Below are 23,674 nucleotides of genomic sequence, written 5' to 3' on the forward strand. Positions count from 1 at the left end.
GTTCCATATGAATCTTTCTAATGATGGTTTGGTTGCTTTTCATTATAGATCTTATGGGACTTTTTTCTACACTAAAATAGGCTCCATAATATCCATAGGGGATTTACCCACTATAAATAGTATAGAATCGTTTTATATAGTTTATTTTTGTTGTACAACTTTGCTATTACTTCCAAGCCTTGAGTGAAATTTCTCCGCTATTTATCCAAATTTCTTTTCCGTTATCACATTGAACTAAAAGTTTTCCACTTTCAGAGATATCTTTAGCAAGTCCCTTGTAGTCTTTTTGATCTAGTGTAAAAGTAACTTCTTTTCCTAGAACAAATGACTGTTTTTTATATAGGTATAATAACTCATCTGCTGGTGTTTCGAAGAAAGCACGCCATATTTCTATAATTAATTCATTTCTTGTTATAGGAGCTGGTGCTTTAAATAAGCTAGCAGCTTTTTCTTTTAATTCCTGGGGGAAGTCTTTAATAGTAAAGTTGATTCCTACTCCAATAATGATATCTGTGACTAAGCCAGTTTCTATAGAGGTCATTGCCTCAGTAAGGATTCCTCCAATTTTATGATTGTTTAGGTAGATATCATTGACCCATTTTATGTCGACATCTATTAAAGTTAGGTTCTTAATGGCCTTGTAGACAGCTCCTGCTACAAGTAGTGTGTAGGATGGTAATTTATCATAGGGGAGATTGGGTTTAAGATGGAGTGTCATATAAATGCCACCTTGTGGTGAGTAGAAAGAACGTTGAAAACGACCTCGTCCTGCGGTTTGATATGAAGCTAGGTAGAGAGTGTTCGTCTCATTCCCTAAATCAATTGCTTCTTTTGCATCCAACTGTGTTGATTTTGTTTCGGGTTTAAAACTGACCTTAATTGGAAGATTTTCTTCTAGTATATCTGGAAGAATAAGGTCACCATTTAATATTTTATAGCCTTTGTTTTTGATACTATCAATTTCAATGCCTTCTTGTTCTAGCCGCTTGATAGCTTTCCAAATTGATGTTCGGCTTAGGGATAGTTCTTCTGCTATCTTTTCTCCGCTAATATAGTCGGTTTCTTTAGATAGGATTTGGTAGACAGCTTGGTAGGATTTCATAGTGTTGCCTTTCTTTATGAATAGTATATGATTTGAATCTAGTCTGGATAGTTGCACTTAATCTATAATTTATTACTACCATTTTAACATATGCCTAGTATTTACGGCATGATTTTCTTAGAGTAAATGCAATCATTAAGCTTGAGTTTTGAAATCTCAGTATTTTTGCTCCCTTTTTTACCTAGTAAACGTTTGCCTTTGTTTTCAAATTGCTCAAAAAGTGGTACAATATAGGATAGCTTACTATTATCTGAATCAGTTGATTTGGAGAGAAAGGATTCATTTTGAAATCAATAGGCTTTATTGAAAAGCTGAAAGGGTTGTCTAGTAAAGAGCTGATTTTGTTGGGAATTATCCTGAGTATCTTTTTACCCTTTTATCTTTTTGTAGTTGTATTCTGTTTATATATTATCAGTTTGATTTTTACAGGAGACATGAAAAGTATTCTTCAGAAAATGGGGGAGCATCCGATGCTGCTTCTTTTTCTTGGCTATAGTACTGTTATATCCACTTTTGCACAAAATTGGATGGGTCTTGTGGCTTCAGTAGGAATTTTTCTATTTACTGTTTTCTTTTTACACTATCAGTCGATTTTATCACATAAATTCTTTCGATTGATTTTGCAGCTCGTCTTGTTTGGTAGCGTATTATCAGCTGCTTTTGCGAGTTTAGAACATTTCCAAATTGTGAAGAAATTCAACTATGCTTTTCTTTCACCCAATATGCAGGTATGGCATCAGAATCGTGCAGAAGTGACCTTCTTTAATCCTAATTATTATGGAATTATTTGTTGTTTCTGTATTATGATTGCCTTCTATCTGTTTACAACGACCAAGTTGAATTGGTTGAAGGTATTCTGTGTGATTGCAGGCTTTGTGAATCTCTTTGGATTGAACTTTACTCAAAATCGAACTGCCTTTCCTGCTATTATCGCTGGAGCAATTATTTATCTCTTTACGACCATTAAAAATTGGAAGGCCTTTTGGCTTAGTATTGGAGTCTTCGCGATTGGCTTGAGTTTCCTCTTTTCTAGTGATTTGGGAGTTCGGATGGGGACTTTAGATTCTTCTATGGAAGAACGCATTTCTATCTGGGATGCTGGGATGGCCTTGTTTAAGCAAAATCCTTTTTGGGGTGAAGGGCCATTGAGCTATATGCACTCTTATCCTCGGATACATGCTCCTTATCATGAACATGCTCACAGCCTTTATATTGATACGATTCTGAGTTACGGAATTGTGGGAACTATTTTATTAGTTTTATCTTCTGTTGCTCCTGTTCGCTTGATGATGGATATGAGTCAGGAGTCGGGGAAACGTCCGATTATCGGTCTTTATCTATCTTTCCTTACAGTGGTTGCTGTACACGGAATCTTTGACTTGGCCCTCTTCTGGATCCAGTCAGGCTTCATTTTCTTGTTAGTTATGTGCAGTATTCCGTTGGAGCGTCGAACGTTGGTCTCGGACATGACGGATTAAGTTTATAAGATTAAAATCTTCTACCTGAGGTGGGAGATTTTTTACTGGGAAAAATTATTTCTAAATCGAAATAGTTGACAGATGGAACAATGAGTGTTACAATATGTTTATTCATTTCGGTATAGAAATAAATTGGAGGTGTCATGAAAGATAATCATTTGGTAGCCCATCATATTCGTTTGTTGAATGGGCGGATTTTTCAAAAGTTACTGAGGCAAGATCCTAAAGCTCTTTATAGGAGTGAGCAGGGCAAGATTTTAGCAGTTTTATGGAATAGTGAGACGGGCTGTGCAACTGCAACAGACATTGCTTTGGCGACTGGGTTTGCTAATAATACGTTGACGACTATGATAAAAAAGTTAGAGGAGCAAAATCTTGTAACTGTTAGCCCATGTGGAGAAGACAAACGTAAGAAGTATTTGGTTTTAACAGAGTTGGGGAAGTCTCAGAAAGAAGTGGGGCATCGTGTCAGTCAGAAATTGGATACTATCTTTTACAAAGGATTTTCAGAGGAAGAAATTTGTCAGTATGAAGGTTTTCAAGAAAGAATTTTGGCTAATCTGAAAGAGCAGGGAAATGAGGATTAGAATATGTCAAAACAAGTTGAAAATGCTCACAACCTATACATTCATGCTATTCAAGACGGACGAGTTGCTGAGGCTCAAGCCCAGTCTGTAGGGGATACCTATATCCAACATTCGACAGGTGTGCCTGATGGGAAAGAAGGATTTGCAGCTTTCTTTGCGAATTTCTTCGAGCGCCATCCAGAGCGTCAGATTAAGATTGTCCGCACTATTGAGGATGGCAATCTGGTCTTTGTTCATGTTCATCAATATCTGAATGGTGGGGAAGCTCAATGGGTGACAACGGATACTTTCCGTTCGGATGAGAATGGTCGTACCGTGGAGCATTGGGATGTCATTGACTACTATCGCACTCCAGAAAATGGGCAGTTAGACCAAATCTTTGGCGATTTTGAAATCAAGGATGTGGATAAAAAAGCAGAAAATAAAAAAACTGTTCGTCGTTTCTTGACAGAAATTTTCCAAAATGGGGAGCTAGAGCAGTGGAGTGATTATGTAGCGGACGATTTGATTCAGCATCATCATGAGATTGGCCAAGGAAGTGATGCTTATAAAAACTATGTTACTGAGCATGATGTCACTTTTGACTTTGTTTTCCAACTATTAGGACAAGGAAACTATGTGGTTAGCTATGGTCAGACTCAGATTGATGGAGTTGCTTATGCCCAGTACGATATCTTCCGTCTAGAAGACGGGAAAATTGTGGAGCATTGGGACAATAAGGAAGTTATGCCTAAGGTAGAAGACTTGACCAATCGAGGCAAGTTTTAAATTGAGGATACAGAATGATTGAATACAAAAATGTAGCTTTACGTTATACAGAAAAAGATGTCTTGAGAGATGTTAATTTACGGATTGAGAATGGGGAGTTTATGGTTTTAGTTGGGCCTTCTGGATCCGGTAAGACAACCATGCTTAAGATGATCAACCGTCTCTTGGAACCAACTGATGGAAATATTTATATGGATGGCAAGCGCATCAAAGATTATGATGAGCGAGAACTTCGTCTTTCTACTGGTTATGTTTTACAGGCTATTGCCCTCTTTCCAAATCTAACAGTTGCGGAAAACATTGCCCTGATTCCTGAAATGAAGGGGTGGAGTAAGGAAGAAATTGCTCGTAAAACAGAAGAGTTTTTGGCTAAGGTTGGCTTACCAGTAGCTGAGTATGGGCATCGACTTCCGAGTGAATTATCTGGTGGAGAACAGCAGCGAGTTGGTATTGTCCGTGCTATGATTGGCCAGCCAAAGATTCTCCTCATGGATGAACCCTTTTCAGCCTTGGATGCTATTTCGAGAAAACAGTTGCAGGTTCTGACTAAAGAATTGCATAAAGAGTCTGGGATGACAACGATTTTTGTAACCCACGATACGGATGAGGCCTTGAAGTTGGCGGACCGTATTGCTGTTTTGCAGGATGGAGAGATTCGTCAGGTGGCGAATCCCGAAACCATTTTAAAAACTCCTGCCACAGACTTTGTTGCAGATTTATTTGGAGGTAGTGTTCATGACTAATTTAATTGCAACTTTTCAGGATCGTTTTAGTGATTGGTTGACAGCCCTATCTCAACATTTGCAGTTGTCACTTTTGACCTTGTTACTAGCTATTTTGCTTGCGATTCCCTTGGCTGTTTATCTTCGCTATCATGAGAAGTTGGCGGACTGGGCCTTGCAGATTGCAGGGATTTTCCAGACCATCCCGTCTCTGGCCTTGTTGGGGCTCTTTATCCCCTTGATGGGAATTGGAACTTTACCAGCTTTGACAGCTCTAGTGATTTATGCGATTTTCCCGATTTTGCAAAATACCATCACTGGGCTGAAGGGAATTGATCCGAACCTGCAAGAGGCTGGGATTGCTTTTGGGATGACCAGATGGGAGCGTCTCAAGAAGTTTGAAATTCCACTTGCTATGCCTATTATCATGTCTGGAATTCGGACAGCAGCTGTCTTGATTATCGGTACAGCAACCTTGGCTGCCTTGATTGGTGCAGGGGGACTAGGTTCCTTTATCCTTTTGGGGATTGACCGTAATAATGCTAGTTTGATTTTGATTGGGGCACTTTCTTCTGCAGTGCTGGCTATTGCCTTTAACTTCCTACTAAAAGTTATGGAAAAAGCGAAATTGCGGACGATTTTCTCTGGTTTTGCCTTGGTGACGGTATTGCTGGGTCTGTCTTATAGTCCAGCCCTCTTGGCTCAAAAAGAGAAGGAAAACTTGATTATTGCTGGGAAATTGGGTCCAGAACCAGAAATTTTGGCCAATATGTATAAGTTGTTGATTGAAGAAAATACCAGTATGACTGCTACTGTTAAACCGAATTTTGGAAAGACAAGCTTTCTCTATGAAGCTCTGAAAAAAGGCGATATTGACATCTATCCTGAATTTACTGGCACGGTGACTGAAAGTTTGCTTCAACCATCACCCAAGGTGAGTCATGAGCCAGAGCAGGTTTATCAAGTGGCGCGTGATGGTATTGCCAAGCAGGATCATCTAGCCTATCTTAAACCCATGTCATATCAAAATACTTATGCTGTAGCTGTTCCGAAAAAGATTGCTCAAGAATATGGCTTGAAGAGCATTTCGGACTTGAAAAAAGCAGAAGGGCAGTTGAAGGCCGGTTTTACACTCGAGTTTAACGACCGTGAAGATGGCAATAAGGGATTGCAATCAATGTATGGTCTCAATCTCAATGTAGCAACCATGGAGCCAGCCCTTCGCTACCAGGCAATTCAGTCAGGTGATATTCAAATCACGGATGCCTATTCGACTGATGCGGAATTGGAGCGTTATGATTTACAGGTCTTGGAAGATGACAAGCAGCTCTTCCCACCTTATCAGGGGGCTCCACTGATGAATGAAGCTCTTCTCAAGAAACATCCAGAGTTGGAAGCTGTTCTTAATAAATTGGCTGGTAAGATTACAGAAAGTCAGATGAGCCAGCTTAACTATCAAGTGGGTGTTGAAGGCAAGCCAGCAGAACAAGTAGCCAAGGAATTTTTACAAGAAGAAGGTTTGTTGAAGAAATAGCTTGAAAATACTTCACTCAACTTTTTTAAACGACCATAGAGAAGAATGCTCAGATAATGTTGTCTGGGCTTTTTTGATGTTATACTCAATGAAAATCAAAGAGCAAACTAGGAAGCTAGCCGCAGGTTGCTCAAAGCACAACTTTGAGATTGCAGATAAAACTGACGAAGTCAGCTCAAAACATGGTTTTGAGGTTGTAGATGAAACTGACGAAGTCAGTTACCTATACCTACAGCAAGTCGAAGCTGACGTGGTTTGAAGAGATTTTCGAAGAGGATTAGAGTTATTGAATGTCATTAAAAATGGAAAGAAAGAGAAAATTTTCATGATTTTCTAAAATTTTACTGTAAATACACTTGACTATTCATAAAATAGGTGTATAATGTGTTGTGAACTACTTAACAAATAAGGATTTTCAGCTCATGTCGACTAAGGTTAGAAATCTTGTGTATAGACAGTTCATTATCTAATAGAGCGTTGCGTCCGAAAGTCTATCCAGACACGGCTCTTTAAAAACAAAAGGAGAAATGATGCATACTTATTTGCAAAAGAAAATTGAAAATATCAAAACAACTCTAGGTGAAATGTCAGGTGGTTACCGTCGTATGGTTGCGGCTATGGCTGATTTAGGATTTTCAGGAACTATGAAGGCTATTTGGAATGATCTCTTTGCCCATCGCAGTTTTGCCCAGTGGCTTTATTTGCTGGTTTTAGGAAGTTTTCCTCTCTGGCTGGAGTTGATTTACGAACACCGTATTGTTGACTGGATTGGGATGATTTGTAGCCTAACTGGGATTATCTGTGTTATTTTTGTATCGGAAGGTCGGGCAAGTAATTATCTTTTTGGCTTGATTAATTCTGTTATTTACCTTATTTTGGCCCTACAGAAAGGCTTTTATGGTGAGGTGTTGACGACACTTTACTTCACAGTCATGCAGCCGATTGGACTTCTGGTTTGGATTTATCAGGCACAGTTTAAGAAGGAAAAGCAGGAGTTTGTCGCGCGTAAACTGGACGGCAAGGGATGGACAAAGTATCTTTCCATTAGTGTGCTTTGGTGGTTGGCCTTTGGATTTATTTATCAGTCTATTGGTGCCAATCGTCCCTATCGTGATTCAATCACAGATGCGACCAATGGGGTTGGCCAAATTCTCATGACTGCTGTTTACCGTGAACAGTGGATATTCTGGGCGGCTACCAATGTCTTTTCAATCTATCTCTGGTGGGGAGAAAGCCTGCAAATTCAAGGGAAATATCTAATTTATCTCATTAATAGTCTAGTTGGTTGGTATCAATGGAGCAAGGCTGCTAAGCAGAATATTGACTTACCTAACTAGGAAAAGATCTTTGAAAGTGCTGTTTTGAGATTTTGATTAAAAAAGATAGAGTTGATAATCAAGGATTTTATTTTCGAAGAGTATTATATTATGAAAAAGAGGATTGGCGAATCCTCTTTTGTTGTTGAAAAGATAAAAAACTCAGTAGCCTAGAAATAGGGCAACCGAGCTCTACTATGTATTCATACTCTTCGAAAATCAAATTCAAACCACGTCAACGTCGCCTTGCCGTACTCAAGTACAGCCTGCGGCTAGTTTCCTAGTTTGCTCTTTGATTTTCATTGAGTATCAATTTTTAGGAATGAGAAGGTCTAGATAAAACTGGACAACTTCCTGATCTGTAAAGTCTTGTCCTTTTTTGAGCCACCAGGCCAATGTTTCGATAAAGTTTGTTACGACCAAGTGTTGGAGGTAAGAAATAGGTAGACTCGGGTGAGCTTTTTTTAAATCATCAGCTAGCACGGAATAGACATGGTGTTCTAGCTCTTTATGGAGTTGACGGAGGAAGTAGTCATTTTTGGAAAATAGTAGACTAGTAATATGGTCTTGGTTTTTCTGAAAATGCAGAAAGAGGTGGGCGAGATAATCCTCGGTAGAAACGGATTGTTCTCTTTCAAAGAGGTGATGGAAGAGGTAGCGGCAAAGCTCGTCCAGAAGTAGTTCCTTGCTCTCATAGTGACAGTAAAAGGTGGAACGTCCCACATCTGCGAGATCAATGATATCCTGAACTGTAGTGGCTTCGTAACCCTTATCGTTTAAAAGTTGTAGAAAAGCTTGATAGATGGCTTTTTTTGTTTTGCTGACACGGCGGTCAATGTTAGTCATATGGACACTTGAGGCAGATTGTTCAGAACTGAATAAAGCTGACGTTTTGCTTCTATCCTTTCTTTGAGTTTTAGTAGATAATGATAATGAACAAGGTGTTCATAAATCTATTATAACAAAGGAATGAGAAAGATGAAGGCAAAATATACTGTTTGGGTAGCTTTTTTCTTAAATTTAAGCTATGCCATTGTTGAGTTTATCGCTGGAGGAATCTTTGGTTCGAGTGCTGTTCTTGCTGATTCTGTCCATGACTTGGGAGATGCTATAGCCATTGGCATATCGGCCTTTTTGGAAACAATCTCAAATCGAGAAGAAGATAGGCAGTACACATTGGGTTACAAACGATTTAGTCTTTTAGGGGCTCTGGTGACTGCTGTGATTCTTATCACAGGATCCATCCTAGTGATTTTGGAAAATATAACTAAACTTTTTAATCCACAGCCCGTTAATGATGAAGGCATCCTCTGGCTAGGAATCATTGCAGTAAGTATTAATCTGCTAGCTAGTCTAGTAGTTCGTAAGGGAAAGACAAAGAACGAGTCAATTTTGAGCTTGCACTTTTTGGAAGATACTCTTGGTTGGTTGACTGTCATTCTAATGGCGATTATCCTCAAATTTACAGATTGGTATATCCTTGATCCACTCTTATCTCTTGTCATTTCTATCTTCATTCTAAGAAAAGCCATTCCTCGATTTTGGAGTGCACTCAAGATTTTCTTGGATGCTGTGCCAGAAGGAGTAGAGACAGGTAATTTGGAGAAGGATTTGGATGCTCTGATCAATGTCAAAAGTGTCAATCAACTTAGCATTTGGTCCATGGATGGTTTGGAAAATAATGCCATTATCCATCTCTGTTTAGAGGATTGGGAGCAGATGATGGAAACAAAGAATCAAGTACGTCATCTCTTAGAAGAAAGAGGAATTCAGAATATTACCATCGAAGTGGACGCCAGTCAAAGCAATCATGCGCAACATAAACGGAGGGTAACAGCCTTAGAGCAGTCCCATGGGCATCAACATTAGAAAAAGCAAGCTTTTGTTGAGGTCTTTTTGATATTTGATTTGAAAGACGCTTTTCCCAACTTTTTTCTTTGATTGATGAAAAGGTATGTCAATAAGAGAACTGATAATGAAAAATTTTTTTCGTTTAGATGCAAAATGCTTGACTTGGAGTCAACTCAAAGTTATATAATAAGATAAGTGAGTTAGAATAGCTTAAACTCAGTGAATGAAATGAGAGGAGGTTAGTCTATGAATATTAAATCTGCTAGTGATTTGTTGGGAATTTCAGCGGATACAATTCGTTATTATGAACGGGTTGGTCTTGTGCCACCGATTACTCGTACCGCGACTGGGATTCGTGATTTTCAAGTTCAGGATATCGAAGCACTGGAATTTATTAAGTGTTTTCGTTCGGCGGGTGTCTCTGTAGACAGTTTAGTTGATTATATGTCGCTCTACCAAAAGGGGGATGAAACGAGAGAGGAGAGGCTTGGTATTTTAGAAGAGGAAAAGCAAAAATTAGAGGAGCGCTTGTCTCAGCTACAGACGGCTTTAAATCGTTTAAATCTCAAAATTAAACTTTATAAGGAAAGAAAATTTTAAATGAAATCAGCAGTATATACAAAGGCAGGCCAGGTTGGACTTGCTACAATTGAACGTCCGCAAATTATCGAAGCAGATGATGCTATTATCCGCATTGTCCGTACTTGCGTTTGTGGTTCGGACCTTTGGAGTTACCGGAATCCCGAAATCGAAGAAGGACATAGAAATAGCGGTCATGAGGCGATCGGAATTGTCGAAGAAGTTGGTGAGAACGTTACTACAGTAAAACCAGGTGACTTTGTCATTGCCCCTTTCACACATGGTTGTGGTCAGTGTGATGCTTGCCGTGCTGGTTTTGATGGTTCGTGTGATAATCATCCTGGTAACAACTGGTCAGGTGGTGTCCAGGCGGAATATATCCGATTCCACTATGCCAATTGGGCGCTGGTTAAAATTCCAGGACAACCTTCAGATTATAGCGAAGGTATGCTAAAGTCCCTCTTGACTCTTGCTGATGTGATGCCGACAGGCTATCATGCGGCGCGCGTTGCAAATGTTCAAAAAGGGGACAAGGTTGTTGTTATCGGTGATGGGGCTGTTGGTCAATGTGCTGTCATCGCAGCTAAAATGCGTGGAGCATCGCAAATTATCCTTATGAGTCGTCATGAAGATCGTCAAAAGATGGCTCTGGAGTCAGGTGCGACAGCTGTTGTAGCTGAACGTGGTCAAGAAGGAATTACCAAGGTGCGTGAAATTCTCGGTGGGGGAGCAGACGCAGCACTTGAATGTGTTGGAACGGAAGCAGCGATTGATCAAGCACTTGGTGTTCTCCATAATGGAGGGCGCATGGGCTTTGTTGGTGTACCGCACTATGAAAATCGTGCCATTGGCTCAACCTTTGGTCAAAATACAATAATCGGAGGTGGTCCAGCTTCTGTCACAACTTATGACAAACAAGTATTACTAAAAGCCGTTCTTGATGGCGATATCAACCCAGGCCGTGTCTTTACTTCAAGCTATAAATTAGAAGATATTGATCAAGCTTATAAAGATATGGATGAACGTAAGACCATTAAGTCTATGATTGTGATGGACTAAAAAAGAAAATCCTAGTGGAGATTTGAGACTCTCTATTAGGATTTTTTGTCATGTTTAATTTGTGGAGTTATGGCAGAGTACTCTCTCTCAGAGTCAGTCTGGTTCCCAGCATGGTCAGGCTAGGGATTTTGCGACCGTGGAGTACTTCTTTGTTAAGAATGTCCATACCTGCTCGGCCCATTTCTTCGGTATAGACGGTGATGCTAGAGAGGGGAGGATATACTTGCTTGGTCAGGCTGGTGTCGTTAAAGGAAATAAGACTGACGCGGTCTGGCAGGCTGATTCCAGCTTCTTGGAGGGCACGGAGGGCGCCGATGGCTAAACTATCGCTAGCTGCAAAAAATGCTGGTGGGAGTTGGTCTCCTAAACTCTGAATAGCCTCCTTCATCAAGTCATAGCCAGACTGGGCACTAAAGCTTCCTTGAAAGACCAGTTCATCATGATAGATTCCCTTCGCTTGACTGTAGTTTCTGAAATTTTCCAGCCGCTTGTCCTGAATGATTTCTTCTTGGTCAGTTGTTTCTTCAAGACCTGTTAGAATCCCAATGCGATTCACCCCTTGGCTGAGAAAATAATCGACAACCTGTCTCATAGCAGTGTAAAAGTCCGTGATAATGCAGGTATGTCCTAGTGAAAGAGTATCACTGTCTAGAAAGACAAGAGGCTTTTGGTATTCTTCAAAGGCAGAAATCTGAGCTCGACTAAACTTTCCGATGCAGAGAATCCCGATGACTTCCTCGCTTAGGGTAAAAGGATGGTCATTAAAATAGCGCAAGATATCGTAGTCCAACTCTTGGGCTCTTTTTTCTATGCCTAGGCGAATCTGGTAGTAGTAGAGGTCGTCCAGCTCCCCTTGTTCACTGACCCATTGGATAATGGCAATCTTTTGCTTGGGTTTGTGGGACTCGCCTGTCTTGAGGTGCTTGGTGTAGCCCAGCTCTTCAGCAACGGTTAAAATACGGTGCCTGGTTTCTTCTGTAACAGATAGGCTCTGGTCGCGGTTTAGGACACGGGATACGGTCGCGATAGAGACAGAGGCTAGCTGTGCAATGTCTTTTAAGGTAGCCATAAATCCTCCTTCTTTAAGGTTAGTATATCATATTTTTCTGCTTTTTACTGATAATTTAGTAAAATTTTAGTAAAAAGGATTGACCTTAGGAAATCCCTTGGATACAATAGAAGAAAACGATTACACGTTAAGGTGACTTAACGGACAGTAAAAGGAGAAATTATATGACACAACATCTTACTGCAGAAGCCCTTCGTAAAGACTTTCTTGCTGTTTTTGGTCAAGAAGCAGACCAAACATTCTTTTCACCAGGTCGTATCAACTTGATTGGTGAGCACACAGACTACAACGGTGGGCACGTTTTTCCTGCTGCTATTTCCTTGGGAACTTACGGTGCAGCTCGCAAGCGTGACGACCAAGTCTTGCGTTTCTACTCAGCAAACTTTGAGGACAAGGGCATCATCGAAGTACCTTTAGCTGACCTCAAGTTTGAAAAAGAGCACAACTGGACCAATTATCCAAAAGGAGTTCTTCATTTCTTGCAAGAAGCTGGGCATGTGATTGACAAAGGTTTTGATTTTTATGTTTATGGGAATATTCCAAATGGTGCTGGCTTGTCTTCTTCAGCATCCCTTGAACTCTTGACAGGGGTTGTGGCAGAGCATCTCTTTGATTTAAAATTAGAGCGTCTCGATTTAGTTAAAATCGGAAAACAAACAGAAAATAACTTTATCGGAGTCAACTCTGGTATCATGGATCAGTTTGCTATTGGTATGGGAGCTGACCAACGTGCTATTTACTTAGATACCAATACTTTAGAATACGACTTGGTGCCACTTGATTTGAAGGACAATGTCGTTGTTATCATGAACACCAATAAACGCCGTGAATTGGCTGACTCTAAGTACAATGAACGTCGTGCTGAGTGTGAAAAAGCAGTGGAAGAATTGCAAGTTGCCTTAGATATTCAGACCTTGGGTGAATTGGATGAGTGGACCTTTGACCAATACAGCTATCTGATTAAAGATGAAAATCGTTTGAAACGTGCTCGCCATGCTGTGCTTGAAAACCAACGTACCCTTAAAGCGCAAGCAGCCCTTCAAGAAGGTGATTTGGAAACATTTGGTCGTTTGATGAATGCGTCACACGTTTCTCTGGAGCATGATTATGAAGTAACTGGTTTGGAATTGGATACTCTTGTTCACACAGCTTGGGCACAAGAAGGAGTTCTCGGTGCTCGTATGACAGGGGCAGGTTTTGGCGGATGTGCCATTGCCTTGGTGCAAAAAGATGCTGTTGATGCCTTTAAGGAAGCTGTAGGCAAACACTACGAGGAAGTAGTTGGCTACGCTCCAAGTTTCTATATCGCTGAAGTTGCAGGTGGCACTCGCGTCCTTGACTAGTCAAAAGGAGGCTTTATGGTGACTTTAGTAGATAAATTTGTAACACATGTCATTTCTGAAAGTTCATTTGAGGAAATGGATCGAATCTACCTGACCAATCGTGTCTTGGCACGAGTGGGAGACGGTGTTTTGGAAGTTGAGACGGATCTGGATAAAGTGATTGACCTCAAGGACCAGCTGGTTGAGGAAGCCGTTCGATTAGAGACGATTGAGGATAGTCAGACTGCACGTGAAATCCTTGGTGCTGAATTGATGGACTTGGTGACTCCTTGTCCCAGTCAGGTCAATCGTGACTTCTGGGAAACCTATGCCCACTCTCCTGAGCAGGCGATAGAGGATTTTTATCAACTCAGTCAGAAAAATGACTACATCAAACTCAAGGCCATTGCTAAAAATATCGCTTATCGTGTTCCATCTGACTACGGAGATCTTGAGATTACCATCAATCTCTCTAAGCCTGAAAAAGATCCAAAAGAGATTGCAGCAGCCAAGTTGGTACAAGCCAGCAATTATCCTCAGTGTCAGCTTTGTCTAGAGAATGAGGGCTATCATGGTCGGGTCAACCACCCAGCTCGTAGCAACCACCGTATTATCCGTTTTGAAATGGAGGGTCAGGAGTGGGGCTTCCAGTATTCTCCCTATGCTTACTTTAATGAGCACTGTATTTTCTTAGATGGGCAGCATCGTCCCATGGCTATTAGTCGGCAGAGCTTTGAGCGTCTGTTAGCTATCGTAGAGCAGTTTCCAGGTTATTTTGCGGGCTCAAATGCCGACCTACCGATTGTGGGAGGCTCTATTTTAACCCACGACCACTATCAGGGAGGTCGTCACGTATTTCCTATGGAATTGGCTCCCTTGCAAAAGACCTTCCGATTTACTGGTTTTGAACAGGTCAAGGCTGGGATTGTCAAGTGGCCTATGTCAGTGCTGCGTTTGACTTCGGATTCCAATGAGGATTTGATCAACTTGGCTGACAAGATTTTGCAGGAATGGCGCCAGTATTCAGATCCTGCAGTGCAGGTTTTGGCAGAGACAGACGGGACACCGCATCACACCATCACACCCATTGCTCGTAAGCGTGATGAACAGTTTGAGTTGGACTTGGTCTTGCGGGACAATCAAACATCACCTGAGCATCCAGATGGTATCTATCATCCCCACAAGGATGTCCAGCATATCAAGAAGGAAAATATTGGCTTGATTGAGGTCATGGGATTGGCTATCTTACCACCACGCTTGAAGGAAGAAGTGGATCAAGTAGCAGCTTATCTAGTCGGAGAGGATGTTTCAGTTGCATATTATCACCAAGAATGGTCAGATGAGTTGAAAAAATCCAATCCTGATTTGAGCGATAAAGATCGAGCTCTTGAAATCGTCCAAGAATCTGTCGGTAAAATCTTTGCTCGTGTTTTAGAAGATGCAGGGGTATATAAGCAAACTATAGAAGGACAAGCAGCCTTTATGCGCTTTGTAGAACAAGTAGGAATTTTACCAGACTAGGAGCTTTCTCCTTGCACAGTCCTATAAAAAGTAGTATCATAGTGTCGTTTGAAATATCAGGAGGAAACCATGAAAGATTTTCATTTTGACGCTATATCTGCCTTTGAAAATTATGAAATTGAACAAATGAGAGATGGTCACGTTGTGGTGACGACGAAAGTAGTGGACTCTTCGCTCAACTACTATGGCAATGCCCATGGTGGCTATCTCTTTACCCTTTGCGACCAGATTAGTGGTTTGGTGGTCATCTCGCTGGGACTTGATGGAGTGACACTCCAGTCCTCTATCAACTACCTCAAAGCAGGAAAACTTGACGATGTGCTGACCATTAAAGGAGAATGTGTCCATCAAGGTCGCACAACCTGTGTAGTAGATGTCGATATCACCAATCAAGATGGCAGAAATGTCTGCAAGGCAACCTTCACCATGTTTGTCACAGGCCAACGGTCAGAAGACAGACAGGTAAGGATATAGATAAACAAAAAAGAGGCTCGCACCTCTTTTTCTTATTTCTTTTTATGATTTAATACGGCATTGAGGACAATGGCGAGTAGGCTGGCTACGACGATTCCGTTTGAGAAGAACATTTGGAAGGCTGTCGGCATGCTGACAAATAGATTACTGTTGTTGAGTCCGACACCTGCAGCGATTGATACAGCTGCGATAAGGAAGTTATGTTCATTGTTAGCAAAATCAACGCGGGCAAGGATTTGCATCCCTTGAATCGATACAAAACCAAACATTACCAGCATGGCACCACCGAGGACAGGGCTTGGAATGATTTGGGCAAGGGCTCCGAACTTAGGAAGGAGTCCAAGAAGAACCAGGAAACCAGCTGCGTAGTAAATTGGCAGGCGTTTCTTGATACCTGACAATTTAACCAAACCAACGTTTTGTGAAAATCCTGTGTAAGGGAAGGTGTTAAAGATTCCTCCGAGAAGTACAGCCAAGCCTTCTGCGCGGTAACCGTTACGCAGGCGCGTGCTGTCGATTGGATCCTTTGTGATATCAGACAAGGCCAGATAAACACCAGTTGACTCAACCATAGAAACTGTTGCGATGATACACATCATGACAATAGATGAGATTTCAAAGGTTGGCATCCCAAAGTAGAGTGGAGTTGGGACATGAACAAGTGGTGCTGCCGCAACAGGAGAGAAGTCAACCAAGCCCATGCTAGCAGCAATGGCAGTTCCAACCACCAGACCAATCAAAATAGAGATAGACTTGATAAATCCTTTGGTAAAGATGTTAATCAAGAGAATAATCAGAACAGTGATAGCAGCAAGCAAGAGACTTTGACCAGTTGGCTCTGGAACGTTATTTCCCATATTTCCAATAGCGACAGGGATCAAGGTTAAACCAATCGTGGTAATAACAGATCCTGTTACGATAGATGGGAAGAGATTAGCCACTTTTGAGAAGACGCCTGAAACAAGAACCACGTAAATTCCTGATGCGATAAGGGCACCAAACATAGCACCACTACCATGACTTTGTCCAATCATAATCAAAGGAGCAACTGATTGGAAGGCAACTCCGAGAACGACTGGTAGCCCAATTCCAAAGTATTTGTTGAGTTGGAGTTGGAGGAAGGTGGCCACCCCACACATGAAGATATCTGTAGAGATTAAGTAAGTCAACTGTTCAGCTGAATAGCCAAGGGCTGTCGCAATCATGATGGGAACCAGGATAGATCCTGAGTACATGGCGAGTAAGTGCTGCAAGCCAAGAATGGCTGCTTGCGAGTGTTTTTCTTGAGTTTGCATTAGAGATCTGCCTCCTTAAAAATAACTTGACCATTTTCAAAACGATCCAAACGAGCGAGTGATAGGACAGGGTAGCCTGCTTTTTCAAGCAAATCACGACCATCTTGGAAGGATTTTTCAATCACGATACCGATAGCTTCAACTGTGGCTCCAGCCTGTTCGATGATTTGAATCAAGCCTTTAGCAGCTTGTCCATTAGCAAGGAAATCGTCGATAATCAAGACCTTATCCTCTGGTGAGAGGAATTTTCCTGCGATAGAAACGGTGCTGATCACTTGCTTGGTAAAGGAGTAAACTTGGGCAGTTAAGATTCCTTCGTTCATAGTGATGTTCTTAGCTTTTTTGGCGAAAATCATGGGAACGTTTAAGGCTTCAGCTGTAAAAATAGCTGGGGCGATACCCGACGCTTCAATGGTTACGACCTTGGTAATACCAGCAGCAGCAAATTTTTCCGCAAAAACCTTACCGATTTCTCGCATCAAGCCAAAGTCAACTTGGTGGGTTAAAAAGGAATCCACCTTGAGGATGTTGTCACCCAAGATATGCCCATCCTTGAGGATGCGCTCTTCTAATAATTTCATAAGACCTCCTAAAGTCTAAAAGCCAGTTTACTTGTTGGTTAACTGATTCTATAGTGATCCAGTTTGCTAGTACTATATATTTAACCAAAATATTCAAAAAGGACCTACTTAATCTCCAAGTAAGTCCCCAAAATAGGCATGGCAAAAACGACCATACCTCACTTCGGACTTACTTATTGTTAGGTGTTCCGGCACCTTGTAGAAACGTCGTGCCAATTCACGACATAAACAAGTAAAACGATATTCAATTTTAAATAGGCTTGTGCCAATGTTTTTATTTTACACTAAATAATTTTAGAAATCAAATGTTTTGTTAGAATTTAGATAAAAAAAGCGAACGAATAGAAACCTACAACACGATACAGTATTGTAGGTTTCTATTTTTCTACTCGCTAAATCTTAAAAAATAACCATCAGGATCCAAAATCGCAAATTCATGGGGATAAATAAAACTATCTCCCACACGAAATTCTCTTTTTGTCAGGGGACGATGGATGGGATAGTCAGTTTCCAGCAGTTTTTGGTGGAGCAGAGGAACATCCTCAATGCCAAAGGAAATATTGACACCACGCCCGAAAGGATAAGTCAGCTGAGCTAATTCTTCTGCATCGCCTTCTTCTAACATGAGTTGGCAGTCTTCAAGGGAGAGGAAGAGAAATTTCTCTTCGGGGCGTTCGTATTCGACAGAGAAGCCCAGCAAGTCGCAGTAGAAGTAGCGCGACTTTTCGATGTTGGATACCACAAATTCGGGGATGACAGCTTGATAGTCCATTAGGTTTCTCCTTAGAGTTCAATCTCCATGACAATCGGTGTATGGTCTTGGCGAGCACCTGAGTCAATCATGTCAGACTTGGTAACCTTATCTGCTACACGGTTACTTGTGAGCCAGTAGTCGATTCTCCAGCCTGTGTTGTTGATTTTTGAAGTCTTGCTGCGTTGCGCCCACCAAGTATAGCGTTCTGGCACATCGCCATGGATATGGCGGAAGGTGTCCGTAAATCCTTTGGCTAAAAGGTTGGTAAATCCAGCACGTTCTTCGTCAGTAAATCCTGGTGAACGGCGGTTGCTAGCAGGATTTGCAAGGTCGATTTCATTGTGGGCTACGTTGTAGTCTCCTGTTGCAAGGACTGGCTTTTGTTTATCCAGTTCAGCCAAATACTCTGCGTATTTGACATCCCAGACTTGACGTTCTTCCAAGCGTTTGAGACCATCACCAGCATTTGGTGTGTAAACTTGGGTCACGAAAAATGCATCAAATTCCAAGGTGATGATACGGCCTTCCAAGTCCATGGTAGAAGGAGCACCGATTTCTGGGAAAGTGACAGTGGGTTTGAGTTCTTTCTTATAGAGGAACATGGTTCCAGCATAGCCTTTACGGGCAGGCTCTTGGGAAGAGCGCCACGTATTTTCGTAGCCTGGGAAGAGTTCTTCTAAAATTTCCAAGTGTTTCTTTGTAGGCCCCTTGGCAGAAAGCTTGGTTTCTTGGATAGCGATGATATCAGCATTTTCAGCGACCAAGGTCTGTAGGACTTCTTGGGACAATTTGGCACGAGCTGAGTCACTAGTTAGGGCAGCATTGAGGGAATCAATATTCCATGAGATCAGTTTCATAAAGTTACCTTTTTCATTCAGATTATAGATTTTATTATACCAAAAAAAGGTCTATTTCCCCAACGTATGGTTTGAAAAATCACCCTCTTTCGTTTATAATGAAGAATGATTTTATGAAAGGGAGTGAAAATAATTGAAATTTTACTCATATGACTATGTGCTTAGCCAAATCAGTCAGCAAAATGGCATCATGATTGGTTTTGAGATTATTCTCCTAGCTATCACAGGATTTTTTGCTTTTAAAGCCTATCGAGATAAAAAGGGGACTAAGTTTCGGGAATTGGTCATGATTTTAGCTTTGACTTTGGTAGCCATGCTTTTGGTGACAATCTCAAAATACCAGACCAATCAAGTCTCTAACAATCAATTTCAAACTTCCCTTCATTTCATAGAGGTCATTTCCAAAGACTTGGGAGTGGATAAATCAGAAGTTTATGTCAATACTTCTGCAGCCACTGATGGAGCGCTAATCAAGGTGGGTCCAAAGTTCTACCGCGCTATGAACGGGAGTGAACCAGACAAGTATCTTTTAGAAAAATTAGAATTGAATCAAACAGACGCTATTGAATTGGTGGAGGTAAACAAGTGACACTCAACTATATGGAAATTTTAATCAAACTGGCCTTGGGTCTTTTCTCGCTTGTTTTTGTTATCAATGTGACAGGAAAGGGAAATCTGGCGCCCAACTCTGCGACAGATCAAATTCAGAACTATGTTCTTGGTGGTATCATCGGTGGGGTGATTTACAACAGTTCAATCAGTATCCTGCAGTACGCAGTGATTTTGATGATGTGGACGATTTTGGTCTTGACACTCAAGTGGCTCAATAACAATGTTCGTTTTGTCAAACGCTTGATTGATGGAAAACCGACTCTCCTCATCAAAAATGGGCAGATTGACCCAGAAGCCTGTCGTTCAGTTGGTTTGTCTGCAGCGGATGTAGCCCTCAAGCTTCGTAGTCAAGGGATTTTCCAGATGAAGCAGGTCAAACGCGCTGTGCAGGAGCAAAATGGTCAACTCATCGTGGTCCAAATGGGAGATGAAAATCCTAAGTATCCAGTTGTTACTGACGGTGTGATCCAAGTCGATGTTTTGGAATCGATTGGCCGTAGCGAAGAGTGGCTGCTTGATAATCTCAGCAAACAAGGGCATGAAAATGTAGCCAATATCTTTATCGCTGAGTATGACAAGGGTGCGGTCACAGTCGTAACTTATGAATAAGAAGAACCTGGGGTCGTGGCCTCAGGTTTCCATTTGTAACTAGAAAGGAATTTTATGTCCATTATTCAAAAACTTTGGTGGTTTTTCAAGTTAGAAAAACGCCGTTATCTTATCGGAATTGTGGCCCTGGTCTTGGTTTCCATCCTCAATCTTATTCCCCCCATGGTTATGGGTCGGGTCATTGATGCTATCACATCGGGACAATTAAGCCAGCAGGACCTTCTTCTTGACCTATTTTACTTGCTGCTTGCGGCCTTTGGGATGTACTATCTGCGCTATGTTTGGCGTATGTATATCCTTGGAACTTCCTATCGTTTGGGGCAGATTATGCGGTCTCGCTTGTTTGAGCATTTCACAAAAATGTCTCCGGCCTTTTATCAGACCTATCGGACGGGGGATCTGATGGCACACGCAACCAATGATATCAATGCCCTAACTCGTCTCGCAGGTGGAGGTGTCATGTCAGCAGTGGATGCCTCTATCACGGCTTTGGTGACTTTGCTGACCATGCTTTTTAGCATTTCCTGGCAGATGACTCTGGTTGCCATTTTGCCCCTGCCTTTCATGGCTTATGCGACCAGTCGTTTAGGGAGAAAGACTCATAAGGCCTTTGGCGAATCTCAAGCTGCCTTTTCGGAACTTAACAATAAGGTTCAGGAGTCTGTATCAGGTATCAAGGTAACCAAGTCCTTTGGATATCAGTCTGATGAATTGGCATCTTTCCAGGAAGTCAATGATTTGACCTTCCAAAAGAATCTGCAAACCATGAAATATGATAGTCTCTTTGACCCCATGGTTCTACTCTTTGTTGGTTCTTCCTATGCCTTAACTCTCTTAGTCGGTGCCTTTATGGTGCAAGCAGGACAAGTAACTGTCGGAAACCTTGTCACCTTTATCTCTTACTTGGATATGTTAGTCTGGCCCTTGATGGCGATTGGTTTCCTCTTTAATATTACTCAAAGAGGGAAGGTTTCTTATCAACGAATTGAGAGTCTTTTGTCCCAAGAGTCACCTGTCAAAGATCCAGAATCTCCACTTAACGGGATTGAAAATGGGCGCTTAGACTATGCTATTGATCGTTTTGCCTTTGAAGACGAAGAGACGCTGAGAGATATACATTTTAGTCTCGAAAAGGGGCAAACCTTGGGCTTGGTTGGGCAAACTGGTTCAGGGAAAACTGCTTTGATTAAATTGCTCCTACGTGAGTATGACGTTGACCAAGGTGGTATTTATCTAAATGGTCATGACATTCGTGACTATCGACTAGCTGACTTGCGAAGTTTGATGGGATACGTCCCACAGGACCAATTTCTCTTTGCTAGTTCTATCTTAGAGAATATTTGTTTTGGAAATCCCGACTTACCTTTCTCAGCAGTAGAAGAAGCGACAAAGTTGGCTCAAGTCTATCAAGACATTCAAGCCATGCCTGAGGGATTTGATACAGTTATCGGGGAAAAAGGTGTTAGTCTATCTGGTGGACAAAAGCAACGTCTGGCTATGAGTCGGGCTATGATTTTAAATCCTGATATCTTGATTTTAGATGATTCCTTGTCAGCTGTGGATGCTAAGACAGAGTTCGCGATCATCGATAATCTCAAGGAAACTCGCAAAGATAAAACGACTATCATCACTGCCCATCGTCTCAGTGCAGTTGTTCATGCAGATTTGATTTTGGTCATGCAGGATGGTCGTATCATTGAACGAGGTAGGCATGAAGACTTACTAGCCTTGGATGGTTGGTATGCCCAAACCTACCAGTCTCAACAGTTAGAAATGAAAGGAGAAGAAGATGCGGAATAAACAAGAACAATGGGCTGTATTAAAGCGTTTGTTGTCTTATCTTAAGCCCTATAGTCTCCTAACCTTTTTAGCCCTTGCTTTTCTCCTTGCGACGACTGTTGTTAAGAGTATTATCCCCTTGGTAGCTTCTCACTTTATCGACCAGTATCTACATAATCTCAACCAGCTTGCCGTTACAGTCTTACTGGCCTACTATGGTCTATACATTCTTCAAACTATTGTCCAATATGTGGGAAACCTTCTCTTTGCGCGCGTGTCCTACAGCATCGTTAGAGATATCCGACGTGATGCCTTTGCCAATATGGAGAAGCTAGGCATGTCTTACTTTGATAAAACGCCTGCAGGTTCTATCGTTTCGCGTTTGACCAATGACACCGAGACTATCAGTGATATGTTTTCGGGGATCTTATCTAGCTTTATCTCGGCAGTCTTTATCTTTGTGACAACCCTTTATACCATGCTTGTTTTGGACTATCGTCTGACAGCTTTAGTATTGCTCTTTCTACCCTTGATTTTCCTTTTGGTTAATCTCTACCGAAAAAAATCGGTCAAGGTCATTGAAAAAACCAGAAGTCTCTTGTCAGATATTAACAGTAAGCTGGCAGAAAATATCGAAGGGATTCGCATTATTCAAGCTTTTAATCAAGAAAAGCGCCTGCAAGAAGAGTTTGATGAGATAAACCAGGAGCACCTGGTCTACGCCAACCGTTCGGTAGCCCTTGACTCTCTCTTCCTACGTCCGGCCATGAGTTTGTTGAAGCTGTTGGGATATGCGGTTTTGATGGCCTACTTTGGCTATCGCGGACTTTATCTAGGAATAACGGCAGGAACTATGTATGCCTTTATCCAGTATATCAATCGTCTCTTTGATCCCCTGATCGAGGTAACACAGAACTTTTCTACTCTTCAGACATCCATGGTGTCAGCAGGTCGTGTCTTTGCACTTATCGATGAGTCCAACTATGAACCGGTCCAAGAAAATGGACAAGCTGAGATTCAAGAAGGGAATATTCGCTTTGAACATGTGTCCTTCTCCTATGATGGAAAACACCAAATTCTCGATGATATTTCCTTTACCGTCAATAAAGGTGAAACCATTGCCTTTGTCGGACATACAGGTTCTGGGAAATCTTCTATCATCAATGTTCTCATGCGTTTTTATGAATTTCAGTCAGGTCGAGTTTTCCTAGATGGTGTGGATATTCGAGAGTATAGTCAAGAGGAGTTGAGAAAAAACATCGGTTTGGTTCTACAGGACCCCTTCCTCTATCATGGGACCATCAAGTCCAATATCGCCATGTACCAAGATATCAGCGATGACCAGGTTAAGGCAGCAGCAGAATTTGTCGATGCAGATTCTTTCATTCAGGATCTTCCATTAGGCTATGATGCCCCTGTGTCTGAGCGTGGTTCGAGTTTTTCAACCGGGCAACGTCAGCTTCTTGCCTTTGCTAGAACTGTTGCCAGTCAACCTAAAATCCTGATTTTGGATGAAGCGACAGCCAATATCGACTCTGAAACAGAAGCCTTGGTTCAAAATTCCCTAGCTAAGATGAGACAAGGTCGAACAACCATTGCCATCGCCCATCGCCTTTCTACCATTCAAGATGCTAATTGTATCTATGTTCTTGATAAGGGACGGATCATTGAGAGTGGAACCCACGAGGAACTCCTAGCATTAGGAGGAACCTATCACAAGATGTATAGTTTGCAGGCAGGTGCTCTTTCCTAGGGAAGAATTCCTTTAAAACACAGATTTCTTGCACTGCCTCTTTCATTTTGTG

General features: G+C 41.6%; 24 protein-coding genes and 1 riboswitch. Of the genes, 17 read left to right on the plus strand and 7 right to left on the minus strand.

The window, feature by feature from the left end; translation table 11 throughout:
• Positions 1-166: 166 nt before the first annotated feature.
• A complete protein-coding gene (birA, locus tag M1F37_RS04230) occupies positions 167-1,102 on the minus strand; it encodes a bifunctional biotin--[acetyl-CoA-carboxylase] ligase/biotin operon repressor BirA (RefSeq protein WP_247934849.1) in 936 nt (311 codons plus the stop codon).
• A gap of 284 nt (positions 1,103-1,386) precedes the next feature.
• Between birA and M1F37_RS04235 the strand changes: the two genes are divergently transcribed.
• The 7 genes from M1F37_RS04235 (at position 1,387) to pnuC (ending at position 7,528) form a co-directional block, all read left to right on the plus strand.
• The gene (locus M1F37_RS04235; RefSeq protein WP_247934850.1) at positions 1,387-2,580 is read left to right on the plus strand and encodes an O-antigen ligase family protein; all 1,194 of its coding nucleotides are present in this window, start codon (positions 1,387-1,389) and stop codon (positions 2,578-2,580) included.
• A gap of 143 nt (positions 2,581-2,723) precedes the next feature.
• On the plus strand, positions 2,724-3,167 hold the full coding sequence (locus M1F37_RS04240; RefSeq protein WP_247934851.1) for a MarR family transcriptional regulator: 444 nt from the start codon (positions 2,724-2,726) through the stop codon (positions 3,165-3,167).
• A gap of 3 nt (positions 3,168-3,170) precedes the next feature.
• Complete coding sequence (locus M1F37_RS04245; protein ID WP_247934852.1) at positions 3,171-3,935, plus strand: nuclear transport factor 2 family protein; 765 nt, start codon at positions 3,171-3,173, stop codon at positions 3,933-3,935.
• Between the two features lie 14 nt (positions 3,936-3,949).
• Positions 3,950-4,678, plus strand: a complete 729-nt coding sequence (locus M1F37_RS04250) for an ABC transporter ATP-binding protein (protein WP_247934853.1) — start codon at positions 3,950-3,952, stop codon at positions 4,676-4,678.
• Positions 4,671-6,191 carry an ABC transporter permease/substrate-binding protein gene (locus tag M1F37_RS04255; RefSeq protein WP_247934854.1) on the plus strand — a complete coding sequence of 507 codons (1,521 nt, stop codon included), beginning with the start codon at positions 4,671-4,673 and terminating at the stop codon, positions 6,189-6,191. Before M1F37_RS04250 ends, M1F37_RS04255 begins: the two co-directional genes overlap by 8 nt.
• Positions 6,192-6,279: 88 nt before the next feature.
• Positions 6,280-6,450 carry a hypothetical protein gene (locus tag M1F37_RS04260; protein WP_247934855.1) on the plus strand — a complete coding sequence of 57 codons (171 nt, stop codon included), beginning with the start codon at positions 6,280-6,282 and terminating at the stop codon, positions 6,448-6,450.
• Positions 6,451-6,721: 271 nt separating this feature from the next.
• Positions 6,722-7,528: a nicotinamide riboside transporter PnuC gene (gene pnuC / locus M1F37_RS04265; RefSeq protein ID WP_247934934.1), complete on the plus strand. Its 807-nt coding sequence runs from the start codon at positions 6,722-6,724 to the stop codon at positions 7,526-7,528.
• A 288-nt stretch (positions 7,529-7,816) separates the two neighbouring features.
• On the opposite strand, the gene M1F37_RS04270 is transcribed toward pnuC, so the two are convergent.
• The gene (locus M1F37_RS04270; RefSeq protein ID WP_247934856.1) at positions 7,817-8,353 is read right to left on the minus strand and encodes a TetR/AcrR family transcriptional regulator; all 537 of its coding nucleotides are present in this window, start codon (positions 8,351-8,353) and stop codon (positions 7,817-7,819) included.
• Between the two features lie 132 nt (positions 8,354-8,485).
• Here M1F37_RS04270 and M1F37_RS04275 point away from each other — a divergent pair, with 132 nt between their 5' ends.
• From M1F37_RS04275 to M1F37_RS04285, 3 genes are all read left to right on the plus strand, one after another.
• Positions 8,486-9,376: a cation diffusion facilitator family transporter gene (locus M1F37_RS04275; protein ID WP_247934857.1), complete on the plus strand. Its 891-nt coding sequence runs from the start codon at positions 8,486-8,488 to the stop codon at positions 9,374-9,376.
• A 228-nt stretch (positions 9,377-9,604) separates the two neighbouring features.
• The gene (gene nmlR / locus M1F37_RS04280) at positions 9,605-9,958 is read left to right on the plus strand and encodes a stress response transcriptional regulator NmlR (RefSeq protein WP_247934858.1); all 354 of its coding nucleotides are present in this window, start codon (positions 9,605-9,607) and stop codon (positions 9,956-9,958) included.
• Complete coding sequence (locus M1F37_RS04285; protein WP_247934859.1) at positions 9,959-10,996, plus strand: alcohol dehydrogenase catalytic domain-containing protein; 1,038 nt, start codon at positions 9,959-9,961, stop codon at positions 10,994-10,996. It abuts the gene before it with no gap.
• A gap of 67 nt (positions 10,997-11,063) precedes the next feature.
• Here M1F37_RS04285 and galR read toward each other — a convergent pair whose 3' ends face one another.
• A complete protein-coding gene (gene galR, locus M1F37_RS04290) occupies positions 11,064-12,065 on the minus strand; it encodes a LacI family DNA-binding transcriptional regulator (RefSeq protein WP_247934860.1) in 1,002 nt (333 codons plus the stop codon).
• Between the two features lie 164 nt (positions 12,066-12,229).
• Here galR and M1F37_RS04295 point away from each other — a divergent pair, with 164 nt between their 5' ends.
• The 3 genes from M1F37_RS04295 to M1F37_RS04305 all read left to right on the plus strand — a co-directional run bounded on the left by M1F37_RS04295 (position 12,230) and on the right by M1F37_RS04305 (position 15,382).
• On the plus strand, positions 12,230-13,408 hold the full coding sequence (locus M1F37_RS04295; protein ID WP_247934861.1) for a galactokinase: 1,179 nt from the start codon (positions 12,230-12,232) through the stop codon (positions 13,406-13,408).
• An 18-nt stretch (positions 13,409-13,426) separates the two neighbouring features.
• Positions 13,427-14,908 (plus strand): UDP-glucose--hexose-1-phosphate uridylyltransferase, encoded by a 1,482-nt coding sequence (locus tag M1F37_RS04300; protein WP_247934935.1) that lies wholly within the window; start codon positions 13,427-13,429, stop codon positions 14,906-14,908.
• Between the two features lie 69 nt (positions 14,909-14,977).
• Positions 14,978-15,382: a PaaI family thioesterase gene (locus M1F37_RS04305; protein WP_000651221.1), complete on the plus strand. Its 405-nt coding sequence runs from the start codon at positions 14,978-14,980 to the stop codon at positions 15,380-15,382.
• 32 nt (positions 15,383-15,414) lie between these two features.
• On the opposite strand, the gene M1F37_RS04310 is transcribed toward M1F37_RS04305, so the two are convergent.
• The 4 genes from M1F37_RS04310 to M1F37_RS04325 form a co-directional block, all read right to left on the minus strand.
• Entirely contained in the window at positions 15,415-16,677 is a 1,263-nt protein-coding gene (locus M1F37_RS04310) for a nucleobase:cation symporter-2 family protein (RefSeq protein WP_247934862.1), read from the minus strand.
• A complete protein-coding gene (locus M1F37_RS04315) occupies positions 16,677-17,258 on the minus strand; it encodes a xanthine phosphoribosyltransferase (RefSeq protein WP_247934863.1) in 582 nt (193 codons plus the stop codon). Before M1F37_RS04315 ends, M1F37_RS04310 begins: the two co-directional genes overlap by 1 nt.
• Before the next feature lie 156 nt (positions 17,259-17,414).
• Positions 17,415-17,510: riboswitch (purine riboswitch) on the minus strand.
• Positions 17,511-17,643: 133 nt separating this feature from the next.
• Positions 17,644-18,030: a bleomycin resistance protein gene (locus M1F37_RS04320; RefSeq protein WP_247934864.1), complete on the minus strand. Its 387-nt coding sequence runs from the start codon at positions 18,028-18,030 to the stop codon at positions 17,644-17,646.
• Between the two features lie 11 nt (positions 18,031-18,041).
• Complete coding sequence (locus M1F37_RS04325) at positions 18,042-18,869, minus strand: exodeoxyribonuclease III (RefSeq protein ID WP_247934865.1); 828 nt, start codon at positions 18,867-18,869, stop codon at positions 18,042-18,044.
• Between the two features lie 133 nt (positions 18,870-19,002).
• Here M1F37_RS04325 and M1F37_RS04330 point away from each other — a divergent pair, with 133 nt between their 5' ends.
• From M1F37_RS04330 to M1F37_RS04345, 4 genes are read left to right on the plus strand one after another with little or no spacing between them, the layout of a single operon-like run.
• Positions 19,003-19,458 (plus strand): DUF3290 family protein, encoded by a 456-nt coding sequence (locus M1F37_RS04330; RefSeq protein ID WP_247934866.1) that lies wholly within the window; start codon positions 19,003-19,005, stop codon positions 19,456-19,458.
• Positions 19,455-20,090 carry a DUF421 domain-containing protein gene (locus M1F37_RS04335; RefSeq protein WP_045611060.1) on the plus strand — a complete coding sequence of 212 codons (636 nt, stop codon included), beginning with the start codon at positions 19,455-19,457 and terminating at the stop codon, positions 20,088-20,090. Before M1F37_RS04330 ends, M1F37_RS04335 begins: the two co-directional genes overlap by 4 nt.
• A gap of 54 nt (positions 20,091-20,144) precedes the next feature.
• Positions 20,145-21,890 (plus strand): ABC transporter ATP-binding protein, encoded by a 1,746-nt coding sequence (locus M1F37_RS04340; RefSeq protein WP_247934867.1) that lies wholly within the window; start codon positions 20,145-20,147, stop codon positions 21,888-21,890.
• Positions 21,880-23,622, plus strand: coding sequence for an ABC transporter ATP-binding protein (locus M1F37_RS04345; protein WP_247934868.1), 1,743 nt, complete (start codon positions 21,880-21,882; stop codon positions 23,620-23,622). Before M1F37_RS04340 ends, M1F37_RS04345 begins: the two co-directional genes overlap by 11 nt.
• Positions 23,623-23,674 lie beyond the last annotated feature (52 nt).

It is taken from the genome of Streptococcus mitis (genome assembly GCF_023109105.1).
GTDB classification, from domain to species: Bacteria; Bacillota; Bacilli; order Lactobacillales; family Streptococcaceae; genus Streptococcus; species Streptococcus mitis_BW.